This window comes from Pseudoalteromonas sp. Ld19, from assembly GCF_045064135.1.
In the GTDB taxonomy this organism is placed as follows: Bacteria; Pseudomonadota; Gammaproteobacteria; order Enterobacterales; family Alteromonadaceae; genus Pseudoalteromonas; species Pseudoalteromonas aliena.
This window is the reverse complement of record NZ_JBISHA010000021.1, coordinates 789,670-804,324: the sequence shown is the minus strand read 5'-3', so window position 1 is coordinate 804,324 and position 14,655 is coordinate 789,670. Positions and strand designations below refer to the sequence as shown.

Sequence of the window (14,655 nt, the reverse complement as noted above, 5' to 3'; positions counted from 1 at the left end):
AGAATGTATGAAGTAGGCACAAAAAAATCGAACATTTGAATGTTTTATTATCAAAATGGTGTATAGATTTGATAATATAGTTTTACTTAAAAGCTCATAGGCTAAGCAAATATGTCAGGTCCTCGTTTATATACAGTAGAAGAAGTAACTCATCAGGCTTACGATATTTTTTTAGAGTTAGCGCCAAATAACTTAAGTGAAAAAGATGTCGAAGACTTTAATGAATTTAGAGAAGACCTTGGCTTTATTGAAGAAGATGAGCCCGATGAGCAGTGGCATGATTTTGTTGCCCTAGAAATAGAACCCGAAAGTTTTGTGCAAGTTTTAGTGGGTCTAGAGTTCGAAAACGATGACGTTTTATTTGCTAAGATACTAATAAGCCGCGATAAAGATGCGCCTTTTTGTCATATTCTATGGAAAGAAAGTGAATAAACCAGCCGGTTTATTCATTTATAATGATGTGTAAGAGAGAACATAGTGCTTAAATATTTATTTTTGATTTTTTTAATTATTAGCACCCCAAGTTGGGCTGTTGATCCTTTTGAAGATTTTCATAAATACGGGCAGCTCTCAGATGAAGAAATTCATGATTTGCACAAAGGTGAAATGCTCTACGGCGATACTGAATTTGGCTTTATTTTAAGTAAAGGTAATACCAATTCGACTAGCTTTAAGCTCAAAGGGAATTTATACCAAGACTTTGAGAACTGGCGCAATCAATTCAAAATAGACTCCCTTTATAAGCGTGACGAAAATGATGAGACGGGCGACAGTGACGTAACTGCCAACCGTGTGTTTATATCGGCGCAAGGTAACTATAAAGTGGGTGTAAAGAACTCATCCTTTTTTATTTACGGCGACTATGAGGAAGATGAGTTTAGTGGGCTTGATTTTAAAAGTACGATTGCAACAGGTTATGGTGCGCGTGTATATCAAGGTTCAAAAAACAAAGTAGATATTGATATAGGGCCAGGTTTGTACCGCTCAGTAGCTGATGATGACTCGGATGTGAGTGACGATGAAATTAATAAAACCGGCTACTTAGTACGTGTTGCTATGCAATGGGAGCGATTAGTGTCAAAGCGAACTCGTTTTAATCAAGATTTAAGCATTGAGCAGTCACTTTCAGGTCTTAATTCTCGCCTAAAGTCAGAAACAGCATTGATAAGCCAAGTGATTGGTGCGGTATCGCTTAAGTTTGCGTATATGTACCGTTATAATTCAAAACCCGAAGATGACAAACTTAAGTTTGATTCAGAGCTGAGTGCCACCTTAGTGTATAACTTTTAAGTATTTATTTAATTTTAGAGAGTAGTATGTACCAACATAAACAGTATGCCGTGTTTATCTTTTTTGTACTGGCGTGGATTGGTGGCTTTGTTGCGCTAGCATGGAACTTGTTAGGCGCTGATGGACCTTTAATCATATTTTCCGGTATTTTAGTGCTGGTGGGTTTTTTGTTTCACGGGTTAACAGTAAAGGTAGACGATAAAAAAATCAGTTGGGCTTTTGGCCCAGGTGTTGCTGGGCAAAGTATTTTGCTTAGCGAAGTTACTGAAGCAAAAGCAGTTCAAAATTCATATCGACATGGTATCGGCATACGTATAACTCATGATGGTTGGGTATATACAGTGTCTGGCTTTAGTGCAATTGAACTTACGCTTAAAGATGGCACTATGTATCGAGTCGGCACTAATGATCAAAAAGGGTTATTAGCAGCCTTAAAAGAGAATAAAGTGTCTGTGGCGTTACCAAGCTCTTCAAAAAGCGAACCTAAAGCGGTTAAGCGCAATAATATGATATAAAAAAAGCGCCTTAGGCGCTTTTTTACATGCTTTGCACAATTTTAGTGATCGTGACCACATCCACCTTCGCCGTGTACATGGCCGTGAGTTAATTCGTCTTGTGTTGCATCGCGCACTTCAAGTATTTCTACGTCAAAGTTAAGTGTAATGCCTGCAAGCGGATTATTGCCATCTACAATCACTTCTTCATCTTGAATATCGATGATCATTACAGACTGATCGCCGTCATCTGTTGATGCACGAAATTGCATACCGACTTCAATTTCCATATCTTCAAACATGGATTTAGGCACAGCTTGCATAAGGTTGTCGTGGCGTTCGCCGTAACCGTCTTCAGGTTCAACTTTCACACTAAGCGTGTCGCCAGCTTGTTTTCCTTGTAAAGCATTTTCTAAGCCTGAAATTAAGTAGCCTGTGCCAATAATAAAATGCAGTGGCTCACCACCAAACGAATTATCAATGCTATTGCCATCATTATCCATTACCGAATAGTGCATTTTTACTACTTTATTTGCCGCAACGATCATAGTCATTCCTATTTATTCATCTTCAAGAGAGTAGGGTAGAGGCAGAATGCTTAGCTCCACCTGAGGTGTGTGTTTTGCACGAAGTACTTGAGTTACATCAGTATCGTTTGGCAACACAACGAGGCCAGTTAATATATTTTTTTGGTCATCAAAACTTTGCGCGATGAGCTTGCCCGCACGACGCCAGTTTTCGCCTAATTGGGTTTCTATGTCTGGCTCTAAAAGTACGCCTTCACTTTGACCTGAAACGATATACATGGCGCGTTTATTTTTACCAAGGTATTTCATCCGGGCCACTGTTTCTTGACCTGTGTAACAGCCTTTTTTAAAGCTAATACCTTCGATTGCTTGTAAATTAACCATTTGTGGGACGTACTCACCTATAGCATCGCTGCTTAATTGCGGCTCACCTGCTAAAATTGCCGCTTGTTGCCATGGTGCGTCCGTATCAAGAGTCGATATATTGTCAGGAATACTAAACTGATTATCAACCATAAGTAATACGCGATTATCAGCCAATTTTAATGCTTTACCATGGTAAAAGTCGCATGCTGTAGAATCGTTTTCAAACGTTATATTTAGTTGTGTTAATACGTCAGTTAAATCATCGCCAATTAAGCCAATTAACCGTTGCGAAGCTGCACTGAACTCTACTTTTGCAAACACGGCGTATTTTTTAAGTTCTGCTAGCGATTTTTCTATTTCACCTTCACTGCCTGTAAGGTAGTAGGTATCTTGATGTGAGAATAATTTAAATACACCCCAAAGCTTACCTTTGGCACTGCAATGACCAGCCCATAAATAATTGCTGCTGGTTAATTTATTAAGATCTTGAGTAATTTGTCCGTGCAGATAAGATAATTTATCAACGCCGTTAAGGCTAATAAGTTGATGAGATAATGGACATGCATAAACGCTCGACATAAAAACCTTCTTTGCAATATAAATGAAGTGACATAATAACGCAGTTGTTACGTATGGTACAGACAAGCGCCTACTGCTGTGGGTTTATTATTTAATGAGAGATTAATAGCTGCTAAATTGCTGTGTATTTGTTAAACTCGAGTCAATTAAGTATGAGGTTTAAAATGGTTGAAATTCATAGTAAAGCACGTATTCGTTGGGCTTGTCGTCGTGGTATGTTAGAGCTAGACGTTTTGTTTATGCCGTTTGTTGAAGACGCGTACGATTCTTTAAATGCAGAGCAGCAAGCTATTTTTCAGCGTTTGCTAACTGAAGAAGACCCTGATTTATTCGCATGGTTTATGGGCCATCAAGAATGTAAAGATGAGCAGTTAAATGCCATGGTTCAACTTATTCTAGATAGAGTTCGTGTATAGATTTACTGTTACAAATAACAAAATAGACCACAAACCGATTGTGGTCTTTTTTTGTATACTCACTTTAGTTTTGTGTTTGTTTTTAAACTCTATATTAGCCATGTTTTTTTGTGTGGTTGTTTGTTCGGTGGCAGGGCTATTTGTTTGGCGTAAAACTGTCGCTTCGCATCCGGTGCAGGGGGTTGTCATTTTAGAGTCAAATTTATTTAGATTTGAAAGTGACTCACTTAAGATTCAAGGCGAAATAAGTTCTAAAAGCCGTATTATTGGCAACAGTGTGTGGCTATATATTAAAGGTTTTAGTAATAACCGTTGGCTAATTATTTCAGCCAACAGCGTTAATGAGCAAAGTTATACCCGCTTAAAGCGGGCTACGCTAAGCGCGATTAATCGCGCTGCGGATTCAAAATAGTCGGTGTTGGGTTTTCATTTTGCTCTGGGTAGTCAATCGTGTAATGCAAACCACGGCTTTCTTTTCGCTCCATCGCACTTCTTATTATTAATTCAGCAACTTGCACTAAGTTACGTAGCTCTAATAAGTTATTACTTACTCTAAAATTAGCGTAATAGTCGTGTATTTCTTGCTGTAATAATTCGACACGATGCAGCGCCCGTTCTAAGCGCTTAGTTGAGCGTACAATACCGACGTAATCCCACATAAATAATCGCAGTTCATGCCAGTTGTGAGTAATTACAATTTCTTCATCGGAGTTACTAACACGGCTTTCATCCCAATTTGGTAATACCATCGGCTCTGGTGCATGCTCTAATTTACTTAAAATGTCTTTTGCAGCGGCATGGGCAAAAACAATGCACTCTAGTAATGAATTACTCGCCATCCGATTTGCGCCATGTAGGCCCGTATAAGCAACTTCACCTACAGCGTATAAGTTATCTAAATCGGTTTTGCCATTAAAGTCGGTCATTACACCGCCACACGTGTAATGTGCGGCCGGTACAACCGGAATTGCTTCTTTGGTTATATCAAGCCCTACACTTAAGCATTTTGCGTAAATAGTCGGAAAGTGCTCAATAATAAATTCTTTGTCTTTGTGGCTAATGTCTAGGTATACGCAGTTTGCACCAAGGCGTTTCATTTCAAAGTCGATTGCCCGCGCGACTATATCTCGAGGTGCTAGTTCTTCACGGCTGTCAAAGTCTTTCATAAAGCGGGTGCCATCAGGGCGTTTTAGGTAGGCACCTTCGCCACGCATCGCTTCAGTAATTAAAAAGTTTTGCAGTTCAGGGTGATACAGGCTTGTTGGATGAAATTGATTAAACTCCATATTAGCTACTTTACAGCCTGCCCGCCACGCCATTGCAATGCCATCACCGCTTGATACATCTGGGTTTGATGTATAAAGGTACACTTTACTAGCACCGCCAGTTGCAAGGGCTACAAATTTAGCTGAAATAGTTTCTACTTTTTTCGCTTTTTTGTTCCACACATACATGCCTTCAATGTGTGAGCCCGCTTTACACGCGCTTTTATCTGAAATCAAATCAATTGCGTTATACTGCTCAAGTAGAGTGATGTTTTTATGTAACTTTACTTGGCTTATCAGTGTCGTTTGCACAGCTTTACCAGTCGCGTCAGCGGCATGCAAAATACGACGATGGCTGTGGCCGCCTTCTCGTGTTAAATGAAAACGCTCTTTACCTTTGCTGTCAAACTCCATATCAAAAGGCACGCCCTGGTCAATCAACCATTGTAAGCAGTCATGTGCATTACTTGCAGTATAATGAACAGCTTCCCTGTCACACAAACCACCGCCAGCATCTAATGTATCTTCAACATGCGATTCAATACTGTCATTTTGTTTATCAAATACAGCCGCTATACCGCCTTGCGCATAAAGAGTGGAGCCTTCAGTGAGAGCGCCTTTGCTGATCACGGTAACGTTACAATAGTTAGCTAAAGACAAGGCAAGTGATAATCCAGCTGCGCCGCTACCGATAATAGCGACATCTGCAATGTGATGTTTATTTTGGTTCATGTCAGGGGTACTTTGCGGTTACAATGCCCTAATAGAGCAATATTTGTTTTCAATATCTGTAGTTGTATCATATTTGTCATATTACTACGTAGTGATTTTAATAGCTTAGTGCTGTTATTTATCAACTATTTTATATAAAAATAATATTAAGCAGAACTTTTTATTCATGTCGGGGTCAGAGTATTTGTGAACAATGGCGATAATATGAATAACAAGCAAAAATCAGACATAGGAGTACCGGCTCGAATGAGCGAGCAGGAATTAGATTTAGTGCTGGTAAAAAGGGTTCAGCAAGGCGATAAAAATGCCTTTAACCTATTGGTAAAGAAGTATCAAAACAAAATTGCAGGTTTGATCTCACGTTATGTATCGAATCAAGGTGATGTTGCTGATGTAGCACAAGAAGCATTTATTAAAGCTTATCGTGCGCTTCCTAACTTTAGAGGTGATAGCGCCTTTTATACTTGGTTATACCGTATTGCCGTTAATTGTGCTAAAAATTACTTAGTAGCGCAGGGCCGTAAACCGCCAGCAAATGATATAGATGCTGAAGAAGCTGAATTTTATGATTGTGCGGATTCGATGCGTTCAAATGCATCCCCTGAAAACCTTCTTTTAAGCGAAGAGGTGCGCGCTGTTATTTTTAATACGATTGATAGTTTGCCTGAAGATCTTAAAACCGCAATTACCCTCAGAGAAATCGAAGGGATGAGCTATGAAGAAATAGCCGTGGTAATGGATTGCCCAGTCGGGACGGTACGTTCGCGTATATTTCGTGCCCGTGAAGCAATTGATAACAAATTAAACCCATTAATAGGCGAGTCTTAGTATGACAAAAGCACACCTCAACAAGTTAGATAACGAAACGTTATCGGCACTACTTGATGGCGAGCAACATCTAACAGATGCAAAAGTTGCAGATCACGATGTCGCTACGTTTGGTCGTTATGCGTTAATTGGTGATGCAATGCGTGCTCAAAAAAATAATCAGGACATACATATTGATATTAGCGATCGCGTTGCATTAGCATTAGAAAACGAGCCTGTTTATGCTGACTTCAACCAGCCAAATACAGAGCCTCAAGCAATTACTGAAACAATGCAAGGTAACAATGTTGTTGCGTTTAATTGGCGTAAGCCGGTGGCTCAGTTAGCAATTGCAGCAAGTGTCGCGATGTTTGCTATTGTGGGAGTTAATACACTTCCTCAAAATAACGAGCAGCAAAATGAAATCCCGTTATTGCAAACCACACCTTTAACAGGAATGGCGTCTCCAGTGAGTTATTCATCTGAACCTGCGCTTGAAAATGCTGAACAAGGTTTACGCGAATTACAACAGCAACGTATTGGTGCATTAGTTTTAGAACATCAACGCCAAGCACGTGTTGCTAACTCGCTCCAAACAGCGCAAAATGATACGAAAGCGCAAGACGGAAAAAACTAATTAAATGAAAGTAATCACTTTTGTTCTGTCGTTAGCACTAAGTTTTAATGTACTTGCTAGCGACACAAACCCTGCAAAAAACCTATTACTCGAAATGGCTAATGCCGTTCATAATCGTAACTTTGATGCTTCGTTTGTTGTTGTGAAAGGTAAAACGATGGAGCCGTATCGCTGGGTCCATGCCAAACAAGGCAATACAGAACTTGAGCATTTAAGCTTACTCAATGGCGCTGGCCTTGAAATGGTTCGCGTTAATGATCAGGTGACTTATTTCGAGCCACAATCAGAACCCTATTCCCTTAAAACAGACTCGATTGCGGGTCCAATTCCTGAAGTACTATTTAAAAATATTGAACGATTAAGTGCACATTATGACTTTGTACTTGGTGGAAAAGGTCGTATTGCAGGTCGAGCGGCTCAATTAGTGCGTATTGAATCCAAAGATGAGTACAAATATAACTACTGGATTTGGCTTGATATGGAGTCGTCGTTATTATTAAAAGCGGCGTATGTTAATCATAAAGGTGAAGCGTTGGAGCAACTGCAGTTAACACATATTAGTGTTACAGAGCAGCCTGCACCTATGTTACTTGAGGTGCTTAATCGCGATTTTCCGACTCCTTTACCTGAAAGTGCTATCGAAAATACAGATAGTGCAGTAACAAACTGGAAAATCAGTTGGTTACCTGATGGTTTTAAGCTATTAAAATCTGATAGACATAAATTAGATTTAAATAATGAGTTAACAGATTACTACTTGTTTTCAGATGGTTTTGTTGATGTATCGGTATTTATACAGCGCCCGTTACCAGGTAAGCGCTTAAGCGGTGCATTAACGTCTGGCGCAACGACTGTATACGTGCATAATGGTGGTAATTTTGATGTATCGGTTGTTGGTAATGTCCCGAGCATGACTGCAAAAGCAATTGCTGAGTCAGTGACTCGCGCATTATAAGCGATTCGTAAGGATTGTTATGATTGAACAAACTCTCACCATTGTGGCCTTAAATGGCCACACTGCACATTTAGAAGCGCAGCAAAAACAAGCTTGCGAAGGGTGTAATGGTCGTTGTGGCTCACAAGTATTTAGCAAATTGTTTGGTACAGAAAAAAAAACACTTCCCTATAAATTTGACTCACCTGTTGAGGTCGGTCAAAAGATTACCCTTTCCCTAGATGATAGCCATGTTGTAAAGCACGCTTTTGCTGTGTACATGCTTCCACTATTTCTTAGCCTCATTTTTGCATTGATTACATCAGAGTTGTTTTTACTATCTGAAGGCTGGCAAATACTTGCTGCGATTATTGGTGGAATGTTTGGCTTTTTTATAGCTAAAACACGCGTTAAATCACTTAAACACGATATAAAAGTAATAAAAATTCACCCAATTAGTATCCCTTTAACTCAAATAGATGGTGATTGACGCCAATTAAATGTAAAATTGTCGTTTTACACCAAAGTAACTTGGAAATACAGGGGACAGTGGTTTTTAAAATTAATTTTATCTGGTGAAATATTTAATTTAGCTAAGCCTAAGTTATTGTTATTAAAGAAATGAATTATTTTAAACCCATCTGAAAAAACATGAGTAAAGTCTGTTACACACACGCTGAATTCATCGCATCCTAAAGTAAGTATTTTCAAGTCACTTAGGTATTCATAGTTAGTCCATTAAAATAGAAGTATAGAATCCAGTTTATGAAGCATATCCGTAATTTTTCGATCATCGCCCATATTGACCATGGTAAATCGACCCTTTCAGATCGTTTGATCCAAGTTTGTGGCGGTTTAACCGACCGTGAAATGCAAAAACAGGTTTTGGATTCAATGGATATTGAGCGCGAACGTGGTATTACCATTAAAGCGCAAAGTGTAACGTTGAATTACAAAGCGAATGATGGTGAAACTTACCAACTTAATTTCATCGATACTCCAGGGCATGTTGATTTTACTTATGAAGTATCGCGTTCTTTAGCAGCTTGTGAAGGTGCACTGCTTGTTGTTGATGCCGGCCAAGGTGTTGAAGCACAAACATTAGCTAACTGCTACACGGCTATTGAAATGGAATTAGAGGTAATCCCTGTACTGAATAAAATCGATTTACCGCAGGCGGATCCACTTCGAGTAGCAGAAGAAATTGAAGAAATAATTGGTATTGATGCCCTTGATGCAGTGCAATGTAGCGCTAAAACTGGTGTTGGTATTGCCGAAGTGCTCGAAATGATTGTTAGAGATGTTCCACCGCCAGTAGGTGACAAAGATGCACCTCTACAAGCACTTATTATTGATTCGTGGTTTGACCCATACCAAGGCGTTGTATCACTAGTGCGTATTAAGCATGGCGAATTACGCACTGGCGATAAAATTAAAATCATGTCTAATGAGCATGTTCACACAGCCGACCAAGTAGGTATATTTACACCTAAGCAAACTAACACCGGTCTTTTACGTACGGGTGAAGTAGGCTTCGTCATTGCTGGCATTAAAGAAATTCACGGCGCGCCAGTGGGCGACACGATAACACATCAAAAAAATGCGGCACCACTTCGCTTACCTGGCTTTCAAAAAATAAAACCACAGGTTTATGCGGGTATGTTTCCAATTGCATCAGATGAGTATGAATCATTCCGTGATGCACTTAACAAATTAAGCTTAAACGATGCGTCGTTATTCTTTGAACCAGAGAATTCAACGGCACTTGGTTTTGGTTTCCGCTGTGGCTTTTTAGGCATGCTGCACATGGAAATCATTCAAGAGCGTTTAGAGCGCGAATACGATATTGATTTAATTACCACAGCACCAACAGTAATTTATGAAATCGTAACTAAGGACGAACGTACTTTCCAAATCGATAATCCTTCTGATTTACCCGCAGTAAATGACATCGTAGAAATACGTGAGCCGATTGTTGAAGCTAATATTTTGGTACCACAGGAATACCTAGGTAATGTAATTACTTTGTGTATCGAAAAGCGTGGTAGCCAAACCAAAATGACCTATCACGGTAAGCAAGTAGCTGTTACGTACGAGCTACCTATGGCTGAAGTGGTCATGGACTTTTTTGATAAATTAAAATCAACTAGCCGTGGTTTTGCCTCGCTAGATTATAACTTTAAGCACTTCCAAACGTCAGACATGGTACGGGTTGATATTTTAATTAATGGTGAGCGTGTTGATGCGCTTGCAATTATTGCACACAGAGATGGTGCACAATCTCGTGGTCGTCAGTTAGCTGATGCATTAAAAGAGCTTATTCCTCGTCAGATGTTTGATATTGCGATTCAAGCAGCGATAGGGCAGCATGTTATCGCACGTACCACGGTAAAACAGTTGCGTAAAAACGTAATTGCAAAGTGTTACGGTGGTGATGTAAGTCGTAAGAAAAAACTACTTAAAAAGCAAAAAGATGGTAAAAAACGCATGAAGCAAGTGGGCAATGTAGAAGTGCCTCAAGAAGCGTTTTTAGCTATTTTAAAAGTTGGTAAATAAAAACAAAGGATTATAAATGGCCGGTTACTTTTCAGTTTTATTGGTGCTATTAACCCTAGGCTCAGGTTTGATATGGTTAATAGATCACTTAATGTTTGCACCTAAAAGACAAGCGCGTCTAGCAATAGCGCAAACGTCTGCCGGTGCTCCGTTAGATGAAGAAACAGCGGCATTAATAGCGCCAGAGCCAGTAATAACAGAAACTGCAAAGTCGATATTTCCGATGATTGCTGCTATTACTATTTTTAGATCATTCATTTTTGAACCGTTTCAAATTCCATCCGGTTCGATGATGCCTACTTTGCTTGTAGGTGATTTTATTTTAGTACAAAAATATTCATACGGTATAAAAGACCCTGTCTGGCGTACTCAGTTGGTTGAAATGGACGAACCTGAGCGTGGTGACATTGTTGTATTTAAATACCCGCTAGATGATAAAGTTGACTATATTAAACGTACAATAGGCTTGCCTGGAGATAAAGTTGTTTATCGTGATAAACGCTTATATATCCAGCCAAACTGCAGTGAAGGTGAAACCCGAAAAGGTGAGCTTTTATGTAATGAATTTAACAAAATTGATTTTAAATTAATTAATGATGACGAATTTAAGCAAGGCCCGATGCCTCTTGCACGTGTAAGTGAAAATTTGACCACGGTTACGCATGATATTTTAATTAACCCACAAACACCTGAAAGAAAAGGGCGTTATTATCAGCAACCAGGTACGCCTGCTGATGAATGGGTTGTTCCTGCTGATCATTATTTTATGATGGGTGATAACCGCGACAACAGCCAAGATGGTCGCTTTTGGGGCTTTGTACCAAAAGAAAACTTGGTGGGTAAAGCTGTCTTTATATGGATGAGTTTTGAATTTGAGAATGGCCCAGATGATATTTTACCAGGATGGGTTCCAACTGGTGTTCGTTTTGAACGCCTAGGTAATATTCAGTAACAATGAAAAAAAATGTAACCGAACTATACAATAAAATTGGCTATGAATTTGCTGATCAAGGTTTACTTGAACAGGCAATGACGCATCGCAGTCATAAAGGTCAACATAATGAACGACTAGAGTTTTTAGGCGATTCTATTTTGAGCTTTGTAATAGCGAATGCGCTTTATGCTAAATTTCCTAAAGCGCGTGAAGGCGATTTAAGTCGCATGCGCTCAACGCTTGTACGTGGTCAAACACTCGCTGAATTTGGACTTGAATTTGGTCTTGGTGATTACCTGCGCCTAGGTCCAGGTGAGCTTAAAAGTGGTGGATTCCGCCGTGAGTCAACCCTTGCTGATGCTGTAGAGGCTATTATTGGCGCTGCATTTTTAGATTCAGGTATTGAGCGCTGTGGCGAACTAATATTGGCGTGGTATGAATCACGCTTGGATGCTATTTCACCAGGGCTTAATCAAAAAGATCCGAAGACCTTGCTGCAAGAGCATCTACAGGGCCGTAAGTTACCTTTGCCAGGCTATACTGTGGTTGATACACAAGGCCAAGCACACAATCAAACATTCACGGTTGAATGTATTGTTGATGGAATGGATAGCATAATTTCTGTTGGTAGCTCGCGCCGTAAAGCCGAACAAAAAGCTGCTGAAAAAGCATTGAAGATAATTAAAAATGAATCTTGATACTCTAATACAACCTCATGACGGCGATGTAGATACGTTTTGTGGCATGGTCGCTATTGTAGGACGTCCAAACGTTGGTAAATCAACTTTACTTAATGAAATCATTGAGCAAAAGGTGAGCATTACCTCTCGCAAACCGCAAACCACCCGCCATCGTATTATGGGTATTCATACCGAAGGTAAATACCAAGCAATTTATATCGATACGCCAGGGTTACATGTTGAAGAAAAGCGTGCCATTAACCGTTTAATGAACCGTGCAGCATCAAGTTCAATTGGTGACGTAGAGCTTATTATATTTGTTGTCGAAGGCACTCACTGGAATGCTGATGACGATATGGTACTTAACAAAGTATCACAAAGTGGTAAGCCGGTATTATTAGTTATTAATAAAATTGACCAAGTTAAAGACCGCGATCTTGTGTTACCGCACATGAAGTGGCTAGGTGATAAGTTTGATTTTGTAGGCATCATGCCGGTATCTGCAAAGCAAGGTAAGAACATAGACTTGATTAAGGCTGAAGTAACTAAACGTTTACAGCCATGTGAATTTTACTTCCCTGATGATTATGTAACCGATCGTTCAATGCGCTTTATGGCGGCTGAAGTTATTCGTGAAAAGCTAATGCGCTTCATGGGTGAAGAGCTTCCATATTCAGTTACTGTTGAAATAGAACAGTTTAAATGGCAAGAAAATGGTATTTGGCACATCAACGGATTAATATTAGTCGAACGTGAAACTCAAAAGCGCATGGTTATTGGTAATAAGGGCGAAAAGCTTAAAGTTATTGGCCGTGAAGCGCGTAAAGATCTCGAAGAAATGCTTGATAATAAAGTGTTTTTAGAGCTTTGGGTAAAAGTTAAATCAGGTTGGGCTGATGACGAGCGAGCACTTCGAAGCTTAGGTTACGGTGAAGACTAAACTAAAAAGCTACCTAGTATATGGATAGCGATTTCTACACTGCCTATTTATTACATCGACGTCCTTATAGTGACTCGCAAGTAATGCTTGATATGTTAGTAGAAGGTGTTGGTCAGCTTAGAATGATTGCACGAATTAGTGGCCGCCAGGCCACTAAACACAAAGCCCAGTTACAACCTTTTCAACCCCTGCTTGTTCATTACAGTGGCAAGTACGATCTAAAGTACATCAATAAATTTGAGCTACACGGCGCACCACTTTTTTTAAAAGGTGATGAACTTTATTGCGGCTTTTATTTAAATGAGTTAACTAACCGGATTGTGCCTATAAACGAGCCTATAGAGCAGGTTTTTGAACTTTATAAAACACATTTAGAAAATTTAAACAGTGGTGCTAATTTACAAGCAGTGCTTCGTTCGTACGAATTTCAATTATTAGAACTACTTGGTTATGGAGTCGATTTTAGTTTTGACGCCAGTGGTGAGCCAATAGATGAAAAGCAAACGTATAGCTATTTCCCTGAGTTTGGATTTTTAGTGCAAGATGATAATCGCTCTGGTTTTAGTGGTTTACAATTAAATGCAATAGCAAATCATGACTTTAGCCAAACTGATGTGTTATATATGGCAAAACAATTAAGTCGATATTTGTTAAAGCCTTTATTAGGTAACAAGCCATTAAAAAGTCGTGAGCTATTTGCGGCTACTCAATAAACGTAATTTTACAGGTAAAATAATGAAAGATATTCTTTTGGGTGTAAACGTTGACCATATTGCAACGCTTCGCCAAGCGCGTGGAACGACTTATCCTGATCCTGCTCATGCGGCAAGTGTTGCTGAGCATGCTGGTGCTGATGGCATCACTATTCATTTACGTGAAGATCGTCGCCACATTCAAGATCGCGATGTTTATGTAATGGCTAAAACGATTCAAACACGGATGAATTTTGAAATTGCTGTTACTGATGAAATGATTGCAATAGCACTTGATATAAAACCTGAATATGTTTGCCTAGTCCCTGAAAAACGTGAAGAGTTAACCACAGAAGGTGGTTTAGACGTCGCGGGTAATATGGGAAAAATAAAAGCAGCAACTAAAACATTAACCCAAGCTGGGATTAAAGTATCACTGTTTATTGATGCGGATATTGCACAATTAGATGCGGCAAAAGTATGCGGTGCGCCTTATGTAGAAATACACACTGGCGCATATGCTGATGCAACAAATGATACTGATTTAAATAAAGAGCTTGAACATATTCGTGAAGGCGTGAAATATGCAGCCAGTATTGGCTTAATTGTAAATGCAGGACATGGCCTTCATTATCACAATGTAAAACCAATTGCCGCTATGCCAGAGATTTATGAGCTAAACATTGGCCACGCTATTATTGCCCGCGCAGCCATTGATGGTTTAGATAAAGCGGTTCGTGATATGAAACGCTTAATGCTTGAAGCACGTACTTAATTAACCTGAACTCTGGATAATAAATCTATCT

The 14,655-nt window shown here is 39.5% G+C and carries 18 protein-coding genes; 15 read left to right on the top strand and 3 right to left on the bottom strand.

Annotated elements, in window-relative coordinates; translation table 11 throughout:
* The first annotated feature begins 111 nt into the window (after window positions 1-111).
* Genes ACJJVZ_RS15695 through ACJJVZ_RS15685 form a run of 3 tightly spaced genes read left to right on the top strand, consistent with a single transcriptional unit; the run spans window position 112 to window position 1,805 of the window.
* Window positions 112-432 carry an HI1450 family dsDNA-mimic protein gene (locus tag ACJJVZ_RS15695; RefSeq protein WP_077537153.1) on the top strand — a complete coding sequence of 107 codons (321 nt, stop codon included), beginning with the start codon at window positions 112-114 and terminating at the stop codon, window positions 430-432.
* Window positions 433-477: 45 nt separating this feature from the next.
* Window positions 478-1,290: a DUF481 domain-containing protein gene (locus tag ACJJVZ_RS15690; protein WP_193156091.1), complete on the top strand. Its 813-nt coding sequence runs from the start codon at window positions 478-480 to the stop codon at window positions 1,288-1,290.
* Window positions 1,291-1,316: 26 nt separating this feature from the next.
* Window positions 1,317-1,805: a hypothetical protein gene (locus tag ACJJVZ_RS15685; RefSeq protein ID WP_077537155.1), complete on the top strand. Its 489-nt coding sequence runs from the start codon at window positions 1,317-1,319 to the stop codon at window positions 1,803-1,805.
* 41 nt (window positions 1,806-1,846) lie between these two features.
* On the opposite strand, the gene ACJJVZ_RS15680 is transcribed toward ACJJVZ_RS15685, so the two are convergent.
* A complete protein-coding gene (locus ACJJVZ_RS15680) occupies window positions 1,847-2,332 on the bottom strand; it encodes a peptidylprolyl isomerase (protein ID WP_077537156.1) in 486 nt (161 codons plus the stop codon).
* A 12-nt stretch (window positions 2,333-2,344) separates the two neighbouring features.
* The gene (locus tag ACJJVZ_RS15675; protein ID WP_405601786.1) at window positions 2,345-3,256 is read right to left on the bottom strand and encodes a YgfZ/GcvT domain-containing protein; all 912 of its coding nucleotides are present in this window, start codon (window positions 3,254-3,256) and stop codon (window positions 2,345-2,347) included.
* 164 nt (window positions 3,257-3,420) lie between these two features.
* On the opposite strand from ACJJVZ_RS15675, the gene ACJJVZ_RS15670 reads away from it, so the two are divergent.
* A complete protein-coding gene (locus ACJJVZ_RS15670; protein WP_077537158.1) occupies window positions 3,421-3,672 on the top strand; it encodes a succinate dehydrogenase assembly factor 2 in 252 nt (83 codons plus the stop codon).
* 55 nt (window positions 3,673-3,727) lie between these two features.
* Window positions 3,728-4,084 (top strand): hypothetical protein, encoded by a 357-nt coding sequence (locus ACJJVZ_RS15665; RefSeq protein WP_405602071.1) that lies wholly within the window; start codon window positions 3,728-3,730, stop codon window positions 4,082-4,084.
* On the opposite strand, the gene nadB is transcribed toward ACJJVZ_RS15665, so the two are convergent.
* Window positions 4,059-5,669, bottom strand: coding sequence for an L-aspartate oxidase (nadB, locus tag ACJJVZ_RS15660; RefSeq protein WP_405601783.1), 1,611 nt, complete (start codon window positions 5,667-5,669; stop codon window positions 4,059-4,061). The two genes, ACJJVZ_RS15665 and nadB, sit on opposite strands and share 26 nt — an antisense overlap.
* Window positions 5,670-5,915: 246 nt before the next feature.
* Here nadB and rpoE point away from each other — a divergent pair, with 246 nt between their 5' ends.
* The 10 genes from rpoE (at window position 5,916) to pdxJ (ending at window position 14,624) form a co-directional block, all read left to right on the top strand.
* Complete coding sequence (gene rpoE, locus ACJJVZ_RS15655; RefSeq protein WP_077538947.1) at window positions 5,916-6,497, top strand: RNA polymerase sigma factor RpoE; 582 nt, start codon at window positions 5,916-5,918, stop codon at window positions 6,495-6,497.
* A 1-nt stretch (window position 6,498) separates the two neighbouring features.
* Complete coding sequence (locus ACJJVZ_RS15650) at window positions 6,499-7,113, top strand: sigma-E factor negative regulatory protein (RefSeq protein WP_193156088.1); 615 nt, start codon at window positions 6,499-6,501, stop codon at window positions 7,111-7,113.
* Between the two features lie 4 nt (window positions 7,114-7,117).
* A complete protein-coding gene (locus ACJJVZ_RS15645; protein WP_077537162.1) occupies window positions 7,118-8,068 on the top strand; it encodes a MucB/RseB C-terminal domain-containing protein in 951 nt (316 codons plus the stop codon).
* 19 nt (window positions 8,069-8,087) lie between these two features.
* On the top strand, window positions 8,088-8,537 hold the full coding sequence (locus ACJJVZ_RS15640; RefSeq protein ID WP_405601780.1) for a SoxR reducing system RseC family protein: 450 nt from the start codon (window positions 8,088-8,090) through the stop codon (window positions 8,535-8,537).
* A gap of 275 nt (window positions 8,538-8,812) precedes the next feature.
* A complete protein-coding gene (gene lepA / locus ACJJVZ_RS15635; RefSeq protein ID WP_405601777.1) occupies window positions 8,813-10,603 on the top strand; it encodes a translation elongation factor 4 in 1,791 nt (596 codons plus the stop codon).
* A gap of 16 nt (window positions 10,604-10,619) precedes the next feature.
* Entirely contained in the window at window positions 10,620-11,555 is a 936-nt protein-coding gene (gene lepB / locus ACJJVZ_RS15630) for a signal peptidase I (RefSeq protein WP_273046457.1), read from the top strand.
* 2 nt (window positions 11,556-11,557) lie between these two features.
* Complete coding sequence (gene rnc / locus ACJJVZ_RS15625; protein WP_182703277.1) at window positions 11,558-12,235, top strand: ribonuclease III; 678 nt, start codon at window positions 11,558-11,560, stop codon at window positions 12,233-12,235.
* Window positions 12,225-13,157: a GTPase Era gene (gene era, locus ACJJVZ_RS15620; RefSeq protein ID WP_182703276.1), complete on the top strand. Its 933-nt coding sequence runs from the start codon at window positions 12,225-12,227 to the stop codon at window positions 13,155-13,157. The genes rnc and era overlap by 11 nt, the downstream gene beginning before the upstream one ends.
* A 20-nt stretch (window positions 13,158-13,177) precedes the next feature.
* On the top strand, window positions 13,178-13,870 hold the full coding sequence (recO, locus tag ACJJVZ_RS15615; RefSeq protein WP_077537168.1) for a DNA repair protein RecO: 693 nt from the start codon (window positions 13,178-13,180) through the stop codon (window positions 13,868-13,870).
* A gap of 22 nt (window positions 13,871-13,892) precedes the next feature.
* Complete coding sequence (gene pdxJ / locus ACJJVZ_RS15610) at window positions 13,893-14,624, top strand: pyridoxine 5'-phosphate synthase (RefSeq protein WP_182703275.1); 732 nt, start codon at window positions 13,893-13,895, stop codon at window positions 14,622-14,624.
* The last annotated feature ends 31 nt before the right edge of the window (window positions 14,625-14,655 follow it).

Excerpts from the sequence above, each read along its gene's own strand:
- ACJJVZ_RS15695 (WP_077537153.1), top strand. The coding sequence starts at position 112 with ATGTCAGGTCCTCGTTTATATACAGTAGAAGAAGTAACTCATCAGGCT.
- ACJJVZ_RS15685 (WP_077537155.1), top strand. The coding sequence starts at position 1,317 with ATGTACCAACATAAACAGTATGCCGTGTTTATCTTTTTTGTACTGGCG.
- ACJJVZ_RS15680 (WP_077537156.1), bottom strand. The coding sequence starts at position 2,332 with ATGATCGTTGCGGCAAATAAAGTAGTAAAAATGCACTATTCGGTAATG.
- ACJJVZ_RS15675 (WP_405601786.1), bottom strand. The coding sequence starts at position 3,256 with ATGTCGAGCGTTTATGCATGTCCATTATCTCATCAACTTATTAGCCTT.
- ACJJVZ_RS15670 (WP_077537158.1), top strand. The coding sequence starts at position 3,421 with ATGGTTGAAATTCATAGTAAAGCACGTATTCGTTGGGCTTGTCGTCGT.
- nadB (WP_405601783.1), bottom strand. The coding sequence starts at position 5,669 with ATGAACCAAAATAAACATCACATTGCAGATGTCGCTATTATCGGTAGC.
- rpoE (WP_077538947.1), top strand. The coding sequence starts at position 5,916 with ATGAGCGAGCAGGAATTAGATTTAGTGCTGGTAAAAAGGGTTCAGCAA.
- ACJJVZ_RS15650 (WP_193156088.1), top strand. The coding sequence starts at position 6,499 with ATGACAAAAGCACACCTCAACAAGTTAGATAACGAAACGTTATCGGCA.
- ACJJVZ_RS15645 (WP_077537162.1), top strand. The coding sequence starts at position 7,118 with ATGAAAGTAATCACTTTTGTTCTGTCGTTAGCACTAAGTTTTAATGTA.
- ACJJVZ_RS15640 (WP_405601780.1), top strand. The coding sequence starts at position 8,088 with ATGATTGAACAAACTCTCACCATTGTGGCCTTAAATGGCCACACTGCA.
- lepA (WP_405601777.1), top strand. The coding sequence starts at position 8,813 with ATGAAGCATATCCGTAATTTTTCGATCATCGCCCATATTGACCATGGT.
- lepB (WP_273046457.1), top strand. The coding sequence starts at position 10,620 with ATGGCCGGTTACTTTTCAGTTTTATTGGTGCTATTAACCCTAGGCTCA.
- rnc (WP_182703277.1), top strand. The coding sequence starts at position 11,558 with ATGAAAAAAAATGTAACCGAACTATACAATAAAATTGGCTATGAATTT.
- era (WP_182703276.1), top strand. The coding sequence starts at position 12,225 with ATGAATCTTGATACTCTAATACAACCTCATGACGGCGATGTAGATACG.
- recO (WP_077537168.1), top strand. The coding sequence starts at position 13,178 with ATGGATAGCGATTTCTACACTGCCTATTTATTACATCGACGTCCTTAT.
- pdxJ (WP_182703275.1), top strand. The coding sequence starts at position 13,893 with ATGAAAGATATTCTTTTGGGTGTAAACGTTGACCATATTGCAACGCTT.